At 52.8% G+C, this 17,193-nt stretch carries 16 protein-coding genes; 10 read left to right on the plus strand and 6 right to left on the minus strand.

All coding sequences use genetic code 11. The annotated features are described in order from the left end of the window. Positions 1-34: 34 nt before the first annotated feature. The 4 genes from VB712_RS00445 (at position 35) to VB712_RS00460 (ending at position 3,223) form a co-directional block, all read left to right on the plus strand. Positions 35-2,227: a TolC family protein gene (locus VB712_RS00445; RefSeq protein WP_323250992.1), complete on the plus strand. Its 2,193-nt coding sequence runs from the start codon at positions 35-37 to the stop codon at positions 2,225-2,227. A gap of 100 nt (positions 2,228-2,327) precedes the next feature. Beyond that, a complete protein-coding gene (locus VB712_RS00450; RefSeq protein ID WP_323250994.1) occupies positions 2,328-2,639 on the plus strand; it encodes a 2Fe-2S iron-sulfur cluster-binding protein in 312 nt (103 codons plus the stop codon). Positions 2,640-2,746: 107 nt separating this feature from the next. Beyond that, a complete protein-coding gene (psbM, locus tag VB712_RS00455) occupies positions 2,747-2,854 on the plus strand; it encodes a photosystem II reaction center protein PsbM (protein WP_323250996.1) in 108 nt (35 codons plus the stop codon). 129 nt (positions 2,855-2,983) lie between these two features. Next, positions 2,984-3,223: a hypothetical protein gene (locus VB712_RS00460; protein WP_416236210.1), complete on the plus strand. Its 240-nt coding sequence runs from the start codon at positions 2,984-2,986 to the stop codon at positions 3,221-3,223. A 171-nt stretch (positions 3,224-3,394) separates the two neighbouring features. Here the strand turns inward: VB712_RS00460 and VB712_RS00465 are convergent, their stop codons facing one another. Next, complete coding sequence (locus VB712_RS00465) at positions 3,395-6,643, minus strand: CHAT domain-containing protein (RefSeq protein ID WP_323251001.1); 3,249 nt, start codon at positions 6,641-6,643, stop codon at positions 3,395-3,397. Between the two features lie 156 nt (positions 6,644-6,799). Here VB712_RS00465 and VB712_RS00470 point away from each other — a divergent pair, with 156 nt between their 5' ends. Beyond that, the gene (locus tag VB712_RS00470) at positions 6,800-7,051 is read left to right on the plus strand and encodes a ribbon-helix-helix domain-containing protein (RefSeq protein ID WP_323251002.1); all 252 of its coding nucleotides are present in this window, start codon (positions 6,800-6,802) and stop codon (positions 7,049-7,051) included. Next, on the plus strand, positions 7,051-7,347 hold the full coding sequence (locus VB712_RS00475) for a type II toxin-antitoxin system RelE/ParE family toxin (RefSeq protein ID WP_323251004.1): 297 nt from the start codon (positions 7,051-7,053) through the stop codon (positions 7,345-7,347). Before VB712_RS00470 ends, VB712_RS00475 begins: the two co-directional genes overlap by 1 nt. Before the next feature lie 78 nt (positions 7,348-7,425). Here VB712_RS00475 and VB712_RS00480 read toward each other — a convergent pair whose 3' ends face one another. Then, positions 7,426-7,998, minus strand: a complete 573-nt coding sequence (locus VB712_RS00480; protein WP_323251006.1) for a hypothetical protein — start codon at positions 7,996-7,998, stop codon at positions 7,426-7,428. 119 nt (positions 7,999-8,117) lie between these two features. On the opposite strand from VB712_RS00480, the gene VB712_RS00485 reads away from it, so the two are divergent. Further along, positions 8,118-9,047, plus strand: a complete 930-nt coding sequence (locus tag VB712_RS00485) for a hypothetical protein (RefSeq protein ID WP_416236211.1) — start codon at positions 8,118-8,120, stop codon at positions 9,045-9,047. A gap of 24 nt (positions 9,048-9,071) precedes the next feature. Here the strand turns inward: VB712_RS00485 and VB712_RS00490 are convergent, their stop codons facing one another. Both VB712_RS00490 and VB712_RS00495 read right to left on the minus strand, forming a co-directional pair. Then, positions 9,072-9,902: an EI24 domain-containing protein gene (locus VB712_RS00490; RefSeq protein WP_323251010.1), complete on the minus strand. Its 831-nt coding sequence runs from the start codon at positions 9,900-9,902 to the stop codon at positions 9,072-9,074. Positions 9,903-9,924: 22 nt separating this feature from the next. Then, entirely contained in the window at positions 9,925-10,302 is a 378-nt protein-coding gene (locus tag VB712_RS00495; RefSeq protein WP_323251012.1) for a cupin domain-containing protein, read from the minus strand. A gap of 138 nt (positions 10,303-10,440) precedes the next feature. Here VB712_RS00495 and VB712_RS00500 point away from each other — a divergent pair, with 138 nt between their 5' ends. Continuing rightward, on the plus strand, positions 10,441-11,595 hold the full coding sequence (locus VB712_RS00500) for a GTP-binding protein (RefSeq protein WP_323251014.1): 1,155 nt from the start codon (positions 10,441-10,443) through the stop codon (positions 11,593-11,595). Here VB712_RS00500 and VB712_RS00505 read toward each other — a convergent pair. Further along, entirely contained in the window at positions 11,592-14,159 is a 2,568-nt protein-coding gene (locus VB712_RS00505) for a cache domain-containing protein (RefSeq protein ID WP_323251016.1), read from the minus strand. The genes VB712_RS00500 and VB712_RS00505 overlap by 4 nt on opposite strands. Before the next feature lie 359 nt (positions 14,160-14,518). Between VB712_RS00505 and cruG the strand changes: the two genes are divergently transcribed. Continuing rightward, on the plus strand, positions 14,519-15,694 hold the full coding sequence (gene cruG / locus VB712_RS00510; RefSeq protein WP_323251018.1) for a 2'-O-glycosyltransferase CruG: 1,176 nt from the start codon (positions 14,519-14,521) through the stop codon (positions 15,692-15,694). A gap of 51 nt (positions 15,695-15,745) precedes the next feature. Here the strand turns inward: cruG and VB712_RS00515 are convergent, their stop codons facing one another. Next, entirely contained in the window at positions 15,746-16,678 is a 933-nt protein-coding gene (locus VB712_RS00515; protein ID WP_323251020.1) for an NAD(P)H-dependent glycerol-3-phosphate dehydrogenase, read from the minus strand. A gap of 24 nt (positions 16,679-16,702) precedes the next feature. On the opposite strand from VB712_RS00515, the gene VB712_RS00520 reads away from it, so the two are divergent. Then, entirely contained in the window at positions 16,703-17,131 is a 429-nt protein-coding gene (locus VB712_RS00520; protein WP_323251022.1) for an NUDIX hydrolase, read from the plus strand. The last annotated feature ends 62 nt before the right edge of the window (positions 17,132-17,193 follow it).

Here is a 17,193-nt window from a genome sequence, read left to right on the forward strand (position 1 = left end):
TAAGTTCTAGGAACCCTCAGCCCAAAAAATATCGATGCTCAAGTTTCGTTCTCTCGTTATTGTCAGTGCTGGGGCCGTTGTTGCCCTGGGGTATGCTGTGCCGGTTGCGGCTCAGGCTGTCTTTCCCTTTCGTTCTGCGCCAGCGGCTACCCCCACCGCCGTTGATGCTGAACAGATGGAGCCTCGCCCCACAACCGCAGAGTCACCCTCCCAGCCCGCAGTTAACCCAACTCAACCCCCCTCAACCCCCCAACCGAGCTTCCTGGCGGCAACGGAGGCAGATGAGTTTGGGGCGGTGGTGGATAAGTATGGCAAACCCGTATCAGCGGTAGCCTTTGCCCCCTTACCCCCCACTGTGCAAACGACGGCTCCTCAACGGGCCGCTGATCCCGTCGGGGAGGCTATCATAGCGGCTCAACCCCGCCCCACGGTAGCCGCCCCGGTAGCCGTTGCCGATGAGCCGGGAGAATCCTTGGCAATGACTGTAGCCCCCGCCACCCCAGTGGAGCCACTAAACCAGAATCCGGAGGCGATCCGCGATAGCGTACCCATCCGCGAGAGCGCACCGATGGCCCCTGGCCCCCTCACCAACCTCGATCCCACTGTCGCAAAACCCAAACCCAGGGCGGAAGGGGAAATCGTCCGTCTGCCGGAACCCCAAGGCCAGGAGGCAGTCATCCCTCCACCGGAACCCACCCTCACCCAAAGGGAGAGGGAGATCCCCAAACCCCAAGGCCCAGAGCCGGAATCCACCATTAGCCAATCGGATCCCTTCTCTGAGGATGCGCCTTTAGGGACGATGGAAGGGGATTTTAATGAAATTTTGATTCAACCGGAAGTAGAACCCACTGCCCCCAGCCCGATTACCCCCGCCCGACGGCAGGAAGTCCCGGCCCCGGATTTCCTCAACCCCAGTGGCAATCCGTTGCTCTTCCCCACAGAAGCCGATGAAGTCACCGTCGATATTACCCAACCGATTACCTTAGAGCAGGCGATCGCCCTCGCCCGCCGCAACAACACGACGCTCCAAACCGCCCGCCTCAACTTAGACAGGGCCTATGCCGGTTTAGACCTAGCCCGTGCGGGTCGTCTACCGACCGTGGATGGCACTGTGGGCCTCACCCGCGAAAGTTCCGCCTCCGGACGATTGCAACAGCGGCAAAATCCCCTGGCCACGGGAGATAACACCACCGACACCCTTAGCGCTCAAGTGGAGGTGAACTATGACATTATTTCCGGGGGGCGGATTGAAGCCCGGATTCAGGAAGCAGAGCACCAAATCCGGTTGGGTTATCTGGAAGTGGAGCGCATTGCCGAGCAAATTCGCCTTGATGCGACGACGGCCTACTACACGCTCCAAGAACGGGATCAACGGGTGGGGATTGAGGAGCAATCCGTAGAACTGGGGCAGCAAACCCTGAGGGATGCGGAACTGTTGCAAACAGCGGGGTTAGGGACGCGGTTTGATGTGATTCGGGCCCAGGTGGATTTGGCGAATAGTGAGCAGGCCTTGACCCAGGCCCGGGCCAACCAGGCGATCGCCCGCCGGGAATTGGTGCGTGTCCTCGCCCTGGGGCAACAGGTGGAAGTCACCACCGCCGATGAAATTCGCCCGGTACAACCCTGGGAACTTTCCCTTGCCGATACCATCGTCCTCGCCTACCGCAACCGCGCTGAATTGGAGCAGGACTTGCTCCAACGAGACATCAACGAACAGCAGCGGCGCGTTGCCCTCGCAGCGGTGCGGCCCCAAGTGAGCGTCTTTGCCAGCTATAACATTTTAGATCGGTTTAACGACAATACCGGCCCCGCCGATGGCTATGCCATTGGGGCCCGGTTGCGGTGGCGCTTCTTTGATGGTGGCGCAGCCCGGGCCCAAAGTGTTCAGGAGGAGATTGATATTGAATTAGCGGAAGTCTCCTTTGAGGAGCAGCGCAATCAAATCCGCCTCGAAGTGGAGCAAGCCTATGAAAATTCCACCGCCAACGAACAAAACATCCGCACAGCGACGGCAGCGGTGCAGTTAGCGGAGGAAAGTTTACGCTTGGCGCGGCTACGGTTCCAAGCCGGTGTGGGGACGCAAACCGATGTAATCACGGCCCAAACGGAACTGACCAGGGCCCGGGGCAACCTGTTAACAGCAATCATTACCTACAACCGCTCCATTGCTGAACTCCAGCGGGCGGTGAGCAATGTCCCCGATAACCGGATTTTTGATCTGCCCTAGGGAGAATTGTTAAAATACTTTAAAAAAGTTAGCATTTCTTCATACAATAGAGGCAGCGGTCTTGGCTTGCTAAGACCGATCCCCCAGCGTAGGAGCAGGCATGGCGAACATTACCTTTATCAATGAAAAACAAGGCCTCAAACAGGAGGTGATTGCGGCGAACGGGGCAAACCTCCGGGAACAGGCGTTACAAAATCAAGTAGACCTCTACACCCTCAAGGGCAAGTTGACGAACTGTGGTGGCTATGGCCAATGTGGAACCTGCATTGTTGAGGTGTTATCCGGTGCAGCGGGCCTCTCGGAGCGCACGGAAACGGAAAACCGTAAGCTCCGCAAAAAGCCCGATACCTATCGCCTCGCTTGCCAAACGGTGGTGAATAGTGGAGATGTGACGGTACGGGTGAAGCCCTAGAAAACCGTGGAGCGACCCCACCCCCTAAACCTCTGTGAATAGGGGCGGATCTGTTTCGCCCCCTGAGGGTGATATTCTAGGGGTGTCGATTTTTCCAGAGGCTAACTATGCAGGTCAACGACTTAGGCTTTATCGCAACGATTCTTTTTGTATTAGTTCCGACGGTTTTCTTGCTGATTCTGTACATCCAAACCGCGAGTCAGAAGAGCAGTTAAGCTCGTACAGGCGAACTAAAAAGTTATCAAACCCCCTGTTTGTAATCTAAGATTGCAAACAGGGATTTTTGTCGTTCCAGTTTTCCCTGATTATAATCAAGGTAATCGATCATGCTTTTAGTCGCTTCAATGGAAAATACAACCCCATTCCAAGCAATTGCTGCCGAAGTGCAACTGTTTAACAATATTGAACAAAAGAAAAAATTTATTTTCGTCGTTGGCGCTTTAGTTTCTCGGCTGATTAGTCTTCAAAAAGGAGCAGAAATCATAGGATTAGAACCTGAAATGTTTTTAAAACTTTTGGAAGTCATGAATATCGAATTTTCTTATCTTACGCCTCAAGATATTGAAATCGAAAAAAGCTGGTAAAAATCATGAAAATCGTTTTCAATAGTTCTCCTTTTTTTGAAAATTAGATTTTAAGAACACACCCTATCCCCAAAGAGGATGATTATTCGCTGAGGGGGAGGGGTTCCGTGCTGGGGGGAGTGGGTTCGAGGCGGGGGGCGAGGCGATCGCACCAAAACATTCCGCTACCAGCTAACGGGGATCGCCGATGAGGATTAAGGGAGACCAGAGGTAGGGGTGATGGCGATCGAAGTCTTTGAGGCTTAGTTTGGCTTGTTGTAGGGCTTCTGCTTTGCTGAGTTTTTCTTCGATGATCAGGCGATAAAATTCGGTGGTGATTGCTGCTGTGATTTCATCATCAACATTCCAGAGGGTTGCCATTAGTGCCTTGGCTCCGGCTCGTTCCCAGATATAGGCCATGCCCATAATGGCATCGCCATCGATGTTGGTTTGTAGGGCGGTCTGACAGGCGGTTAATGCGACCAGTTCGGTGTTTTGTAACCCTAGTAATGCTGCGTCTGCTAGGGGATATTCTTGATCGGCAAAGAGGAGGGTGTTGGCTTTCATGTCTGGCTGATAATCGGGACAAGTTTCTTGCAGGCAACAGCCGAGTTGCTGAAAGCAGCCGTGGGTGGCGAGATGGAGATAGCGATGGCGGGGGGATTGTCGTTTGAATTGTTCGAGGGTGGCTTGTTGGTGGCGGTAGATTTCGCTGGTGGGGGCAAGCTGAAGGAGGGCATCGACTTCGGCTTCGGTTCCGGGGAGATCAAAGGGGTCTTGGGGTTTGGGGTTGGCAAAGCCTAGGATGCGATGGTTGGGGGTGAGGCGGGGGGTGAGGGTGGAGGTGATCAGGGCGGCGGTGAGGAGGGTTCCGCCTAGTTTCCATTGGTGTTTGGCGGTTGCGCCTATGCCGATGATGGTGAGGAGGAGGGGGATTGTCCAGAGGGGGAGGGTTATGGGTGCGGTGGGGTTGGCGAGGAGGGAGCGACTGGAGAGGCGGGTGAGGTAATGGATGGGGTATTGTTGCAGGAGGAATGTGTCGGTTTGGGAGTCTCGGAGGGTTTCAAAGGGGAATTGGCGGAGGGGGCCGGTGGCGATGATGGCGAGTTGTTGGGGGTTGAGGGCTTCGATCTCTGGGGCAACGGGGCGGATCAGGTGGTCGTAGAGGGTGTTGGCAAGGGGAAGATAGCCGCTGTTGTAGCTTTGGAGCATTTGGCGGTAGTTTTTGACGGACTCGTTGAATTCATCGCCATTGATGGGGACTTTTTTGACGCTGAGGCTGTCGCGGCTGAGGAGGAAGAGGGCGATGGTGTCGGGGACGTTTTGGATGTTGGTGAGGAGGACGGGTTGGAGGACGACGGTTCCGGGGGGGAGGCTGGCTTGGAGTTGGCTAAGGTCTTCGGGTTGGATTTCAAAGAGTTCGGCGATTTCGGGGTGGGTGTTGGCGAGGGTTTCGGCTTGTTGATTGACTTGGGTTTCTAGGTTGCGGAGTTGGTCTACGAGGTCGGTGCTGAAGTTGTCTTGGAGTTGTTGGCGAAGGGCTTGGATTTGTTGATGTTGGTTGTTCCAATCATCGAGGGCGGTTTGGGTTTCGGGGTTGGCGACGCGCACGCCGATGAGGCGGTTATAGTCGGCGAGTTCGTAGGTGGTGACGCGGTTGGCCCATTCAAAGGCGCGTTGGGGCTGGTTTTGGTCGATGAGCAGGTCAACGAGGGCAACGGCTCTACCGCGATTGGTTTGGAGGAAAGTCTCGCGGAATTCTTTTTGTAGTTCGCCTCGGAGTTCAAGGAGGATGTTGAGGGAGTCTTCCCAGTAGGTGATGGCTTTGTCGGGTTGGTTTGTGTCTCGGTAGACAAAGGCTATGTTATTGAGAGTGTCGGCTTCTCCAGAGCGATCGCCCACTTCTCGCAGAATTGGCAAAGCCTGATTGTAGTAGTTCAGGGCTTCAGTCCGCTTGCCCAAGTCATTGTACACTCCACCAATGTTATTGAGAGTGGTGGCTTCCCCTGAGAGATCGCCCACTTCTCGCGTAATCGACAAAGCCTGACTGTAGTAGACCAGAGCTACAGTCCCGTTACCCAAAGTGTGGTACACCCTACCAATGTTATTGAGAGTGGTGGCTTCCCCTGAGCGATCACCCACTTCTCTCGTAATTAGCAAAGCCTGATTGTAGTAGTTCAGGGCTTCAGTCCCGTTGCCCAAGGCATTGTACACTACACCAATGTTATTGAGAGTCGCGGCTTCCCCTGAGCGATTGTCCACTTCTTGCAGAATTGGCAAGGCCTGATTGTAGTAATTCAAGGCTTTAGTCCGCTTGCCCAAGGCATTGTACACCAAACCAATGTTATTGAGAGTGGTGGCCTCTCCAGAGCGATCGCCCACTTCTTGCGTAATCGGCAAAGCCTGATTGTAGTAGTTCAGGGCTTCAGTTCGGTTGCCCAATGTATCGTACACTCCACCCATGTTATTGAGAGTGGTGGCTTCCCCTGAGCGATTGCCCACTTCTTGCAGAATTGGCAAGGCCTGATTGTAGTAATTCAAGGCTTCAGTCCGCTTGCCCAAGGCATTGTACGCCAAACCAATGTTATTGAGAGTGGTGGCCTCTCCAGAGCGATCGCCCACTTCTCGCGTAATTAGCAAAGCCTGATTGTAGTAGTTCAGGGCTTCAGTCCGATTGCCCAAGTTATGGTACACCAAGCCAATGTTATTGAGGGTGGTGGCTTCTCCTGAGCGATTGCCCACTTCTCGCAAAATTTGCAAAGCCTGATTGAAGTAGTTCAGAGCTTCAGTCCGCTTGCCCAAGGCATCGTACACTCCACCAATGTTATGGAGAGTGGTGGCTTCTCCAGAGCGATTGCCCACTTCTTGAAAAATTTGCAAAGCCTGATTGAAGTAATTCAGGGCTTCAGTCCGGTTGCCCAAGGCATCGTACACTCCACCAATGTTATTGAGAGTGGTGGCTTCCATAGGGAGATCGCCCACTTCTCGCGTAATTGGCAAAGCCTGGTTGAAGTAGTTCAGAGCTTCAGTCCGGTTACCCAATGTATTGTACACCGCACCAATGTTATTAAGAGTAGCGGATTCTCCTAATCTCGCATTTGTTTCTCGAAAAAGAATCAGTGTTTGCCTATAGAACTCTAAAGCCTGTTGTCTTTGTCCAATTTGCTCATAATTGCGACCAATTCCTAAAAGGGCTGTAGCTTCCAACTGCCGGGCTTGCCATTGTCGAGCCGCCACTAAAACACGCTCAAATGTTTCTATAGCCTGCATAGGTTGCCCCTGTTGTGTCTGTTGAAAGCCCTGCTCTAACAGTTGCTCAACCTCCCTTTCCGACATTCTCCCCTGTACCAAAACCGTCTCCGCCCCCACCCAAGACGACAGAGACCCCATCCCCAACAACAGCGAAACCGTCAACAGCGAACCCACCCAACGTCCCCTCATAGCTCAACCCTCCCCGTGACTCCCTTTCCTCTATTATTGTCCGAAGGCGCAGAAATTGAGTCGCCCCGATAGCGACAGAGCCACCCAAGCCCGCGCCACAGCAGAGCCACCTCCGCGACTATCATCAAAGTAATCCATAACGCTCCTCCTGTTCCCATGAACCTATCACTCACCCCAGAAATCGAACAACGGATTGCCGAGCAACTCAACCAAGGACATTACCAATCCGCCCATGAGGTCATCCTAGCCGCCCTAGACCTCCTCGACCAACGCCAGCAATACCTCACCGAACTGCGTCAGGAAATCGCGATCGGTGCCACTCAAATTAAACAGGGACAAGTGATAGACGGAGAACAAGTCTTCGATCGCATCTTCAACCGTTTACAGCAACCAAACCCCGGTCAATAATGGGAACCTATTCTTTCTCCGAAGCGGCCCGAGCAGATTTAGATGCAATTTATGAATCAAAAGCTGCCATTGATCGAGATATGGCGATCCGATTTTTTGAAAAAGTTCGGGAAAAATGTCGCCAGTTTGCTCAATTTCCCAACATGGGCAAAAATTACAACACCATTCAGACCAATCTCCGAGGCTTCATCGTCGATAATTACATCATTTTCTACTTTCCTCGACCCGATGGCATCGATATCGCTCGGATTATCAATGGGTATCGAGATTTAGAATCACTCAAAATTGAAGGATAAGCAGCTAGGGCAGGGAGACCCAGCCCCTACTTGGGGGAGGGGAGTCAGAATTTTCACAAATCATGGCGGATTGCTATATTAATTGGCATCATCTGTTCCCCCCATACGACCCACCCCACTCACCATAATCTCCACCTCATCCTCCGACAACGGCACAATCCACTCCAACACAAACTCCTGACCATTCTGACGCTCCAACTTCCCCCGTAACTCCTCATCATCCCAAACCTCCCTACCCCGAATCTCAATCATCCCCTCCCGATTCTCCATCGCCCCCAAAGGAACCTCCCAAGTCTCCGGCCTCCCCATCTCCGGCCCCCGAATCTTACTCCGCTGCCCCAACACCACCCCCTGATCCTCCCGCCGATTCCGCTCCAACTTGACAATATCCCCCATCGATAAACGCTCCCCCACACCCGCCAACGCCAACTCCCCCGTCTCCGGATTAAACTCCACCAACTCATGATCCCCAACCCCCCCAGACCTCAACTCAATCCTCACCTGCACCGGCAACATCACCTGCACCTTCCCCTCCGTCCATAACCGATCCACCGGATCAGCCGCTCTCACCTCAGGCCCATCCAGCTCCCCACACCCCGCCAAACCCAACAGAGCAACCATCACCAACCCCACGCCACGCAAATTCTTCATCAGTCCATCGCCTCTCAAAAAAAGCGCACGCTATAACCTCTATCCTAGCTAAAATTTCCACAGCTACCCCCACAATCCAACCCCAAGGCATGGCCCCCCATCCTCAACCCCAATCCAACATCAGCGACCCGCCCCACCTCCCCCCCGAAACCTTCGCATTGGGCAGAATCGCCAGCCTCCTCGTCATGCTTGGAGCCGTCCTCTACTTCACCGGCTGGACTTATCGTTGGAGCTACTTCGGCTTCTTTCAACTCGAAGTCACCACAATCCCCCTACCCTTAGAATCCTTCTACCTCGCCGCCTTTCAAGTCTTCTTCGGCAACTTCCCCGCCATCCTCCACACCCTCGCAACCATTGCCCTGATTATTATTGGCGTTTACTGTAGCCTTTGGCTTCTTGAAGGCAAACCCTCCCAACAAATCCAAACCCTAGCTAAAAAAATCCGCCACCAAACCCTCAACCACTTCTACACCCATCTCACCCACGCCAAACCTCCCAAAACCCCCTGGAAACGCCCCCTATTCTCCATCTATCACAACCTCCTCCAACTCCTCACCTCCTTCCTCAAATTCCCCCTCCTCGAATACCAATCCCTGCGCTTCCTGCGATCGCTCATTGATGAAACCGTCATTCTCTGTTGGTTGCTAGCCGCCTGCTTCTGGCTTGCCCAATGGCAAGGAACAGCCGATGCTTGGCGAGATGCCGTTAACCCCACCTCCTCCCTACCCGTCATTACCCTTGTCGTGCGCGACGATACCTTTCCCCTCGGCATTAACCCCGATGACCTCCGCAATCCCGAAGGCATTCGCATCATTGGTGACGATCGCAGCTATCAACAACTTCTCAGTAGCGCGATCAATAACCCCGGTCAGGATCGAGTCTGGCGACTACTCATTGATATTGATGGCGATTACTACATTTTTGCCGCCCTCCCAGAACGCGATGAAAACCGCCGCCCCCTCCTCGTCGTCGTTCCCCGCAGCCGTGAAGGCGATCGCCTCATTCTCCTTCGCCCTACCCACACCACCGACATACCCGCAAGCCCATAGCCCCCCAGTTCTTTAACTGTGCGATTATTCGTTGAGGGGGAGGGGTTCCGTGCTGGGGGGAGTGGGTTCGAGGCGGGGGGCGAGGCGATCGCACCAAAACATTGTCCCTGCTACCACACAAAGGGGGATGGTGAGCAGGTTTAAAAAGGGGATCGTGATCAGTAGACAGCACACGACGCTAAAGCTGGCACTGGCGGGGAGGGCTTGGAAGATGAGGGCCAGCTTGCGGCGGAAGCGGTAGCGGCGACGCTCCGAGGGGCCATCGAGGAAATCGAGGCCGGTGATCAGTGCCGTCAGGCTGAACCAACCGAGGGAAATGACCAGAGGACCGATCCCCGGAACAAAGCTCAGTAGAAGGAGTATTAGGGCGATCGCCCCCCACAACAGCAATTTTTTCAATTCAAACAAAATCGCCCGGCCCAAATCCCGGACAATCCCCACATCAATCACCGTCGCATAGCCGAGGCGCGATCGCTCCACTGCTTCCGAGAGTTGGCCATACCAGGGGGAGCCGATCAATGTGCCAAATTGGAGGAGGAGAAAACCCGTGAGCAGGAATAAAGCCAACGTCAGCAGGATCTTCACCAGCCAAGCCACGCCTAAAATTAAGTTCTCCAATAGCCCCATCCAGGCCGGCAACTGGGCAATCCAACCGCTGGCCCACTGATCCAACCAGAGGGCCGCGCCATCTAACCCCGACCAGGCGGGCAACAACAGCCCCACATAGATCAATGCCCCGACGATGATATTGACGAAAATTGGCAGGATCAGAAATGTCCACAGGCGGGGCGATCGCCGCAACAACCCCAGGCCCCGGAGAGGGTAGCTCATCCCCGCCACAATGCCATGCACCATAGACTTCCCATCCTGATCACGATTAATCCAATTTTGCCACCCCCACCCCCTCAAAAACCACCGGCCGCTGCCAAATCGCCAGGACAATACAGCCGGCCTCACTCTTCACCCAATGGCCCGTTTCTGGTGGATTAATCACCAATGTCCCCACGGGGTAATCCCCCCGTTGATCCTGTTGAGAACCCGCCAAGACCAAAATATGCTCAAAGCCGCTATGAATATGGGGAGCCACCGTTGCCCCCGGCGCATAACGGAGCAGCGCCGCCGCCGCCCCCGTGCTGTCATCCTGATAGAGGCGATGGATCATCACACCGGGGTGAAAGGGTTGCCAATCGATCTGATCCGGTTGGGCCACCATGGCCCACAGATCCGTTAACACTAAAGGTTCCATCAAGGGCATGATCTGCAAAGGATAGCGATCGCTGCATTATACCCTTTGCCAGCAACACCCCCCTATTCTGGATCGCCATCCTCAAGGGGCGATCGAGAATCGCGAGATACGCAATAATAGAAACGCACGCAACCGCCACAGAAGACTATGCAAACCGTTGATCCAACCACCGCCACCACCGGCATGAGCGCCCCCAAGCAAGGCCTACCCGTTACGATCATCACCGGCTTCCTCGGCAGCGGCAAAACCACGCTGCTCAACCACATCTTGAGTAATCAAGAGGGACTTCGCACCGCTGTTTTAGTGAATGAGTTTGGGGAGATTGGCATTGATAATGAATTGATTATTACCACCGATGACGACATGGTGGAGCTGAGTAATGGTTGTATTTGCTGCACGATTAACGAAGATTTGGTCAATGCGGTTTATAAGGTTCTTGAACGCCAAGAAAACATTGATTATCTGGTGGTAGAAACCACAGGTTTAGCCGACCCGCTCCCCGTTGCCCTGACGTTTTTAGGGACAGAACTGCGGGATATGACCCGTTTAGATTCGATTATTACCCTCGTTGATTGTGAAAACTATAGTCTCGATTTGTTCAACAGCGAAGCGGCCTATAGTCAGATTGTTTATGGCGATGTGATTTTGTTGAATAAAACGGATTTAGTGGATGAAGCAGATGTGGATAGCCTGGAGCTACGGATTCGCGATATTAAACCCGATGCGCGGATTATGCGCACGGCGAAATCTCAGGCTCCTTTACCCTTAATTTTAAGTGTGGGGCTGTTTGATTCCTCTAGTTATTTCAATCCAGAGAATGAGCCATCAACCCATGATCACGACCATGATCACGCTCATGATCACAATCATGGGGAAGATTGCCATGATCCCGATTGCCATGATCCGAGCCATCACCATGATGATCATGGCCATGCCCACCATGATCACGATCATCACAGCCATGATCATCATGGCCATGATCACGGCCATCACCATTCTGATCATTTAGCAATGGATGGTTTCACCTCAATTTCTTTCCAAAGTGATCAACCCTTGTCCATTCGCCAATTTCAATATTTCCTCGATAACCAGTTAACCTCGAATATTTTCCGCGCTAAGGGGATTTTGTGGTTTGAGGAGAGCCAAAGCCGCCATATTTTTCATCTCAGCGGTAAACGGTTTTCCATTGAGGATGATGAATGGGGCGATCGCCCCCGTCAAACGCAATTAGTCTTGATTGGTCAGGATTTGGATCATGACAAAATTCGTGAGCAATTGCGGGCCTGTGTCCAAACGGCCTAATCTGCTGATTCCTCGCGTGTGATCTTCAGCACCTCCTCCGCCCCTGTCACCATTAAAGTCTGGATGGTGGCATAGGCGGCAGTCCAAGCTTGCTTAACTTCCTCTGTCCAAGCCTCTCCAAGACATTCTGCAAACGTCGCTAAAAAGACATCCCCCGCAAGGGCGTAATGTTCAGGTTGCACCCCATATTGCACATGGGTTGCTCCCAAACCCTTGAGTACACCAGAAAGTAGATCCGGGCGACGCAAATTCTCACAAACCAACTCAATACTGCTCCAGAGTTTTTGCTTTTGTTGGATAAAGTTGGTATTCACAAACATGGCACGGGCTTGAGGGAGACGCTCAAACAGGGTTTCATAAAAGCGATCTGTAAATTGTTGGGGATTTTTGATCAGAGCAAAGCTAGTTTCAAGCATTGTGACTTGGAAGTTGTAATATTTTTGTTGACAACGATTGAGATAAACCCGCGCCCCTTGATCTCCAGGGTTGACTGCAACACATTGACTAAATAAAATTTCCGCATGATCAAAGGCACAGAGACGGTAGTGGATGATTGCCGTTTCAAATATTTCTAGCATTTCCTGTTTCTTGACGCGAATCGGAAAGGGATCAGCATCAAAGACTTCATAAATGGTCACATTTTCAGATTTGCCCCTGACCCGTACCCGATCTAATTCACGGATTTGATAGCAACAATCAAAGGAGTGAGTTTCTGATGAAGCATTGCCCAGGCGAGCATAGGTATGTTCGCTGATCAGGAGGGGAATACCATATTCCTTTGTCAAGTTTTCAATACGAGAGGCTAAATTTACCGCATCACTGATCACGGTGCTATCCATCCGATTTTCACCCCCAACGGTTCCTAACATCAGGATTCCTGTATTGATTCCGATCCCAATTTCAATGGGGTTTTGTTGTTGCTGGATGCGTTGAGCATTGTATTGTTTGAGTTTTTCCAGCATAGCAATACCGGCATTAATGGCATCTCTCGGTGAGCCGGGGAATAGGGCCATAATTGCATCGCCAATATACTTATCAATAAAACCATTTTGATCTGAAATGGCCGATTCCATCCAAGCTAAATAAATATTGATAAACTCAAAAGTTTCCCTTGGGGTCATCTGCTCAGACATGGAGGTAAAGTTGCGAATATCGGCAAAGAGTACCGACATTTCCTGTTGTACATGATCCCCGACATGAATTTCAGTGACACTGCTAACTTGTAAAAATTCTAAATACTGATTGGGGAGAAATCGACTGTAGGCGGTAATGAGATTATCCTGCTCCTGTTCCCGCTTTTGTAATTCTTGAAAGTTCGCTTGGAGTTGAACGGCCATTTTTTGAAAGGCAATATTTAACCCTTGAAATTCGAGGATGCTACTGGGGGCGATCGCCGGGCTGAGTTCCCCTGTGGCAATCTCATTGGCCGCTTCAGAAAGACGGGTAATGGGTCGGACAATCCGGCGGGCAGTCCAGAGGGCAATGGCGATCGCTCCCGTTAATGCCACAATCATCAGGAACATAGCATTGCGGTTCTGGGCATAGATGCCGGCCATGAAATCCGCCTCTGGAATGGTTACGACAATTAACCAATCCAGGCCATGGGTATCGCGAAAAGGTAAAACCTGGACAAAATATTTTTGCTGATTTAAGGTGAAATCCAATTGCTGCGATCGCTCAATTTGATCCCAGCCACCAAATCTTGTTTGCAAATAAGCCGCCGTATCCCGAATTAACACCGATTCACTTTGCTGTGCTGTGAGCAATACGGAATCATCCCCTGTCCCCACGGTTAACGGTTCATCGGTAGAACTGGAAATTAGGCGGCCCGTTGTATCCACCACAAAAGCTTGACCTGTTTTGCCAATCTGGAGTTTTGATAAAAATTGACGAAAATCAGTGGGGGTTGAGACATCCGTGGCACAAACCCCCAAGAGTTTGCCATCACTGCTATAGACGGGGCGAGCGGCGGTAATGGTGGGTAAAAAGGTGGCAAAGTCGAGATAAATTTCACTCCAAGTCGGGCGTTGGGCAGCTACTGCGGCTTGATACCATGGCCGCGATCGCGGATCATAGGGGCCATCATCGGCCACAAAGCTCAGACGATTGCCCTGGACATCGGTATTGTAATAATGAAAGCGATAGTTTGTCTGCTTGCTTAAATTTTGTAGATAGGGTTTGCCGCCAAATTCCTGCGCCCCTACCCCCAAAAATTCCCCTTTTTCCGTACCACAATAGATGCTAAATAAAAACGGCGTAAATTGAAACTGCTGAAACATTTGGTGAATATTTTGGGGATTTTCAAAATCTAATTCTCCACCAATAAAAGCAGCGGCATTGAGTTGATTAATATTATGGGGACTGGTAAAATAGCCACTTAATTCTCGCTCAATGCGAGCTGTTAGCTCGCCTCGCAGTTGGGCCGCTAGGTCATTAATCGTGCGTTTTGAAGTTTGAAAGTAAATGTAACTGACTAACCCAATCACAATCGTGGTTTGGGCGATGAAAGGGATAATTAAAATGGGAAGTAGGCGGTTGCGTTGCGAGATGCGGGGAAAAACCATAGGAAAACTCCAAACTCTGAACAGGAATATTTGAAAGTCATACAAAAAAACAATCAATCTTTACGGAGCCCACGATCTGAATTTTATCGGGTTGGGATGGCAAAAGGGGCCTTCTCGTTTAAAGATGTCATCGGAAATCTGGTCAGGCAAAACCCAAGATTCCTGGGGATGAGTTTGCCGAACCCCGGCCGCTCTGACTTCGACAGGCTCAGTCTTCGCTATTTTTCGGGTATAAAAGTCGGATTGCGTATCAATCCGCCAAGAACTAAAGTTCTTGGTTTATAGCAAAAGTGGGCTGTAGGTTTGGGGGAGAACCCGGTTTTAGGGTAGGATCAGCCTGCTTTTCTCCCCTTGCGTTCATGCCCCAATCTATCATTGTGATCAGTGCGATCGCCTCCCTCTATCTCCTCCTCAGTTTGCCGATGATCGCCCTGCTCCTCGCCCGCCTCCTCAAGGGGCCTCAACGCCGTCCCCCCGTGGCTCCGGCTCTCTCCTCCACGGATCAATTGGGGGTGGTGAGCGTGATCATTCCTACCCTAAACGAAGCGGCTCGCCTTGGCCCCTGTTTGGCGGGGTTGCGTCGCCAAAGCTATGCCCTGCGGGAGGTAGTGGTGGTGGATAGTCGCTCCACTGATGGGACGGCGGCGTTGGTAGAGGCAGAGGCGAAGAGCGATCCGCGCTTTCGGGTGATTACCGATGATCCCCTCCCACCCGGTTGGGTGGGGCGACCTTGGGCGTTGGACTATGGGTTTCGCCACAGTTCTCCCCATAGCCCTTGGGTGTTGGGCATTGATGCGGATACGCAGCCGCAACCGGGGTTAATTGCGGGATTGCTGGAGATTGCAGAAACTGAGGGCTATGATCTCATCTCCCTTTCCCCTCAATTTATTTTGAATCAACCGGGGGAATGGTGGCTACAACCGGCGTTGTTAATGACGCTGCTCTATCGCTTCGATCCTTCCGGAACCGATGCGGCCCACCCGGAGCGGGTGATGGCCAATGGGCAATGCTTTCTTTGTCGGCGGTCGGTGTTGGCGGCGATGGATGGCTATCAGGTGGCGCGGGGTTCCTTTTGTGATGATGTGACGTTGGCGCGGGCGATCGCCCTCCAAGGTTATCGCGTTGGGTTCCTCGATGGGCGCAGGGTGATCCGGGTGCGGATGTATGAGGGGATGGCGGAAACTTGGCGGGAATGGGGGCGATCGCTCGATCTCAAGGATGCGGCTACCCCTGGGCAAACTTGGGCGGATTGTTGGTTTTTAATGGTGACGCAGGGTTTACCGCTGTTGATCACGGTAGGAATAGCTTTGCTCTGGATTGGCGGGATTTGGACGTTGCCCTTGGCAATTTTGGGGGGGGTGAATGGGTTTTTGGTGTTGATTCGGTTTGCGTTGTTGGGGGCGATCGCGCCTAGTTATGCAGGGAAAAAACCGATCTGGTTTTGGCTTTCACCGTTTGCAGATTTGGCAGCGGTGGCGCGGATCATCCTTTCTGCTCAACAACAGCCTCGGCAATGGCGGGGCCGGGTTTATTGAGGGTTGCACAATGGCAAGCGTTGGGGCGCAAGCGTTGCGCCCCTACAGGGGTCAAGACCACCAGTTTTCGCCTTCGGCTTTTAATTCCCTGGCCATTAAAGCCTCCACTGCCGCTATGGGGGTGATTTCGCCTTGTAATAACTGGTTAACGGCAATGGTAATTGGCAGGGTAATTTTGTGAGATTTGGCCACATTGAGTAAAACTGCGGCGGTATTCACGCCTTCTGCTGTGCCTTCGAGGTGGGCGAGAATTTGGGGGAGCGATCGCCCCTGGCCCAAGCTATAGCCCACCTGATAATTCCGCGACAGGGGACTGCTACAGGTGGCCAGTAAATCCCCTAAACCGGAGAGGCCGAAAAAGGTTTCCGGTTGCGCCCCCAAGGCCACACCGACCCGCACCATTTCCGGCAAGGCACGGGTGAGTAAGGCCGCTTTCGCATTGGTTCCCAGGGCTAAACCATCACAAACCCCGGCAGCGATCGCCATGACGTTTTTTAACGTCCCCCCCAATTCCGTCCCGATGGGATCGCAGTTGAGATAAACGCGGAAATGATCACTAGCTAGGCAGGTTTGCACCTGGGTCGCCGCTGCAAAATCGGTGCTGGCCACCACCGTTGCTGCCGGTAAACCTTGGGCAATTTCCTTTGATAAATTGGGCCCTGATAAAACGACGATGGGATAGTGGGGGAAAGCGGCTTGCCAAAGTTGGGCGGGGGTTTGCTGGGTTTGCGTATCAAGGCCTTTAGTGGCAGTGACGAGGATCAGATCCTCTGGCAGGGGTAGGGTTGCAAGATGGGCGATCGCCCCCTCCACCCCCGCCATGGCCACCGCCGAAACAACGATCCGACTCTCACCTAAACAGGCGGCTAAATCCAACGCTCCCCGCCGTGACCATACCTGTACCCGCTGTCCCGCCGCCGCCCCTAAGGCTGCCAAGCCCTCTCCCCAGGCCCCCGCCCCTAAAATCGTGATAGCGTCACCCATAAAACCTTTCCTATTGAACAACTCATGACCTACCGCAACCCCACCCCCACCGTCGATATCATTATCGAACTAAGCGATCGCCCTGATCGCCCGATCATCCTGATTGAGCGGCAAAATCCGCCCTATGGTTGGGCGATTCCGGGGGGGTTTGTGGACTATGGCGAGGCAGTGGAAACGGCGGCGCGGCGAGAAGCCCGCGAAGAAATTAGCCTTGATGTGACACTGGTTGAGCAGTTTTACGTCTATTCCGATCCCCAGCGGGATCAGCGACAACACACGATCAGCATCGTGTTTATCGCCACCGCCAGCGGGGAACCCCGCGCCGCCGATGATGCCAAAACCGTTGGGCTATTCCTCCCCGATCGCCTCCCTGAACCGCTTTGTTTCGATCATGGCCAAATCTTGACAGATTACTGGCACTATCGCCAGGGGGGCGATCGCCCCAAACTTTAACCGTTATCTCCTGTTTTTCAAGAATCAGCCGACAATCGCCTCGGTTTTTCCGTATATTCCCT

The sequence above is a fragment of the Spirulina sp. CCNP1310 genome, from assembly GCF_034932185.1.
Taxonomy (GTDB): Bacteria; Cyanobacteriota; Cyanobacteriia; order Cyanobacteriales; family Spirulinaceae; genus Spirulina.

What these genes read in the sequence shown, in the direction of transcription:
- VB712_RS00445 (WP_323250992.1), top strand. Translation starts at nt 35, where the DNA reads ATGCTCAAGTTTCGTTCTCTCGTTATTGTCAGTGCTGGGGCCGTTGTT.
- VB712_RS00450 (WP_323250994.1), top strand. Translation starts at nt 2,328, where the DNA reads ATGGCGAACATTACCTTTATCAATGAAAAACAAGGCCTCAAACAGGAG.
- psbM (WP_323250996.1), top strand. Translation starts at nt 2,747, where the DNA reads ATGCAGGTCAACGACTTAGGCTTTATCGCAACGATTCTTTTTGTATTA.
- VB712_RS00460 (WP_416236210.1), top strand. Translation starts at nt 2,984, where the DNA reads ATGGAAAATACAACCCCATTCCAAGCAATTGCTGCCGAAGTGCAACTG.
- VB712_RS00465 (WP_323251001.1), bottom strand. Translation starts at nt 6,643, where the DNA reads ATGAGGGGACGTTGGGTGGGTTCGCTGTTGACGGTTTCGCTGTTGTTG.
- VB712_RS00470 (WP_323251002.1), top strand. Translation starts at nt 6,800, where the DNA reads ATGAACCTATCACTCACCCCAGAAATCGAACAACGGATTGCCGAGCAA.
- VB712_RS00475 (WP_323251004.1), top strand. Translation starts at nt 7,051, where the DNA reads ATGGGAACCTATTCTTTCTCCGAAGCGGCCCGAGCAGATTTAGATGCA.
- VB712_RS00480 (WP_323251006.1), bottom strand. Translation starts at nt 7,998, where the DNA reads ATGAAGAATTTGCGTGGCGTGGGGTTGGTGATGGTTGCTCTGTTGGGT.
- VB712_RS00490 (WP_323251010.1), bottom strand. Translation starts at nt 9,902, where the DNA reads ATGGTGCATGGCATTGTGGCGGGGATGAGCTACCCTCTCCGGGGCCTG.
- VB712_RS00495 (WP_323251012.1), bottom strand. Translation starts at nt 10,302, where the DNA reads ATGCCCTTGATGGAACCTTTAGTGTTAACGGATCTGTGGGCCATGGTG.
- VB712_RS00500 (WP_323251014.1), top strand. Translation starts at nt 10,441, where the DNA reads ATGCAAACCGTTGATCCAACCACCGCCACCACCGGCATGAGCGCCCCC.
- VB712_RS00505 (WP_323251016.1), bottom strand. Translation starts at nt 14,159, where the DNA reads ATGGTTTTTCCCCGCATCTCGCAACGCAACCGCCTACTTCCCATTTTA.
- cruG (WP_323251018.1), top strand. Translation starts at nt 14,519, where the DNA reads ATGCCCCAATCTATCATTGTGATCAGTGCGATCGCCTCCCTCTATCTC.
- VB712_RS00515 (WP_323251020.1), bottom strand. Translation starts at nt 16,678, where the DNA reads ATGGGTGACGCTATCACGATTTTAGGGGCGGGGGCCTGGGGAGAGGGC.
- VB712_RS00520 (WP_323251022.1), top strand. Translation starts at nt 16,703, where the DNA reads ATGACCTACCGCAACCCCACCCCCACCGTCGATATCATTATCGAACTA.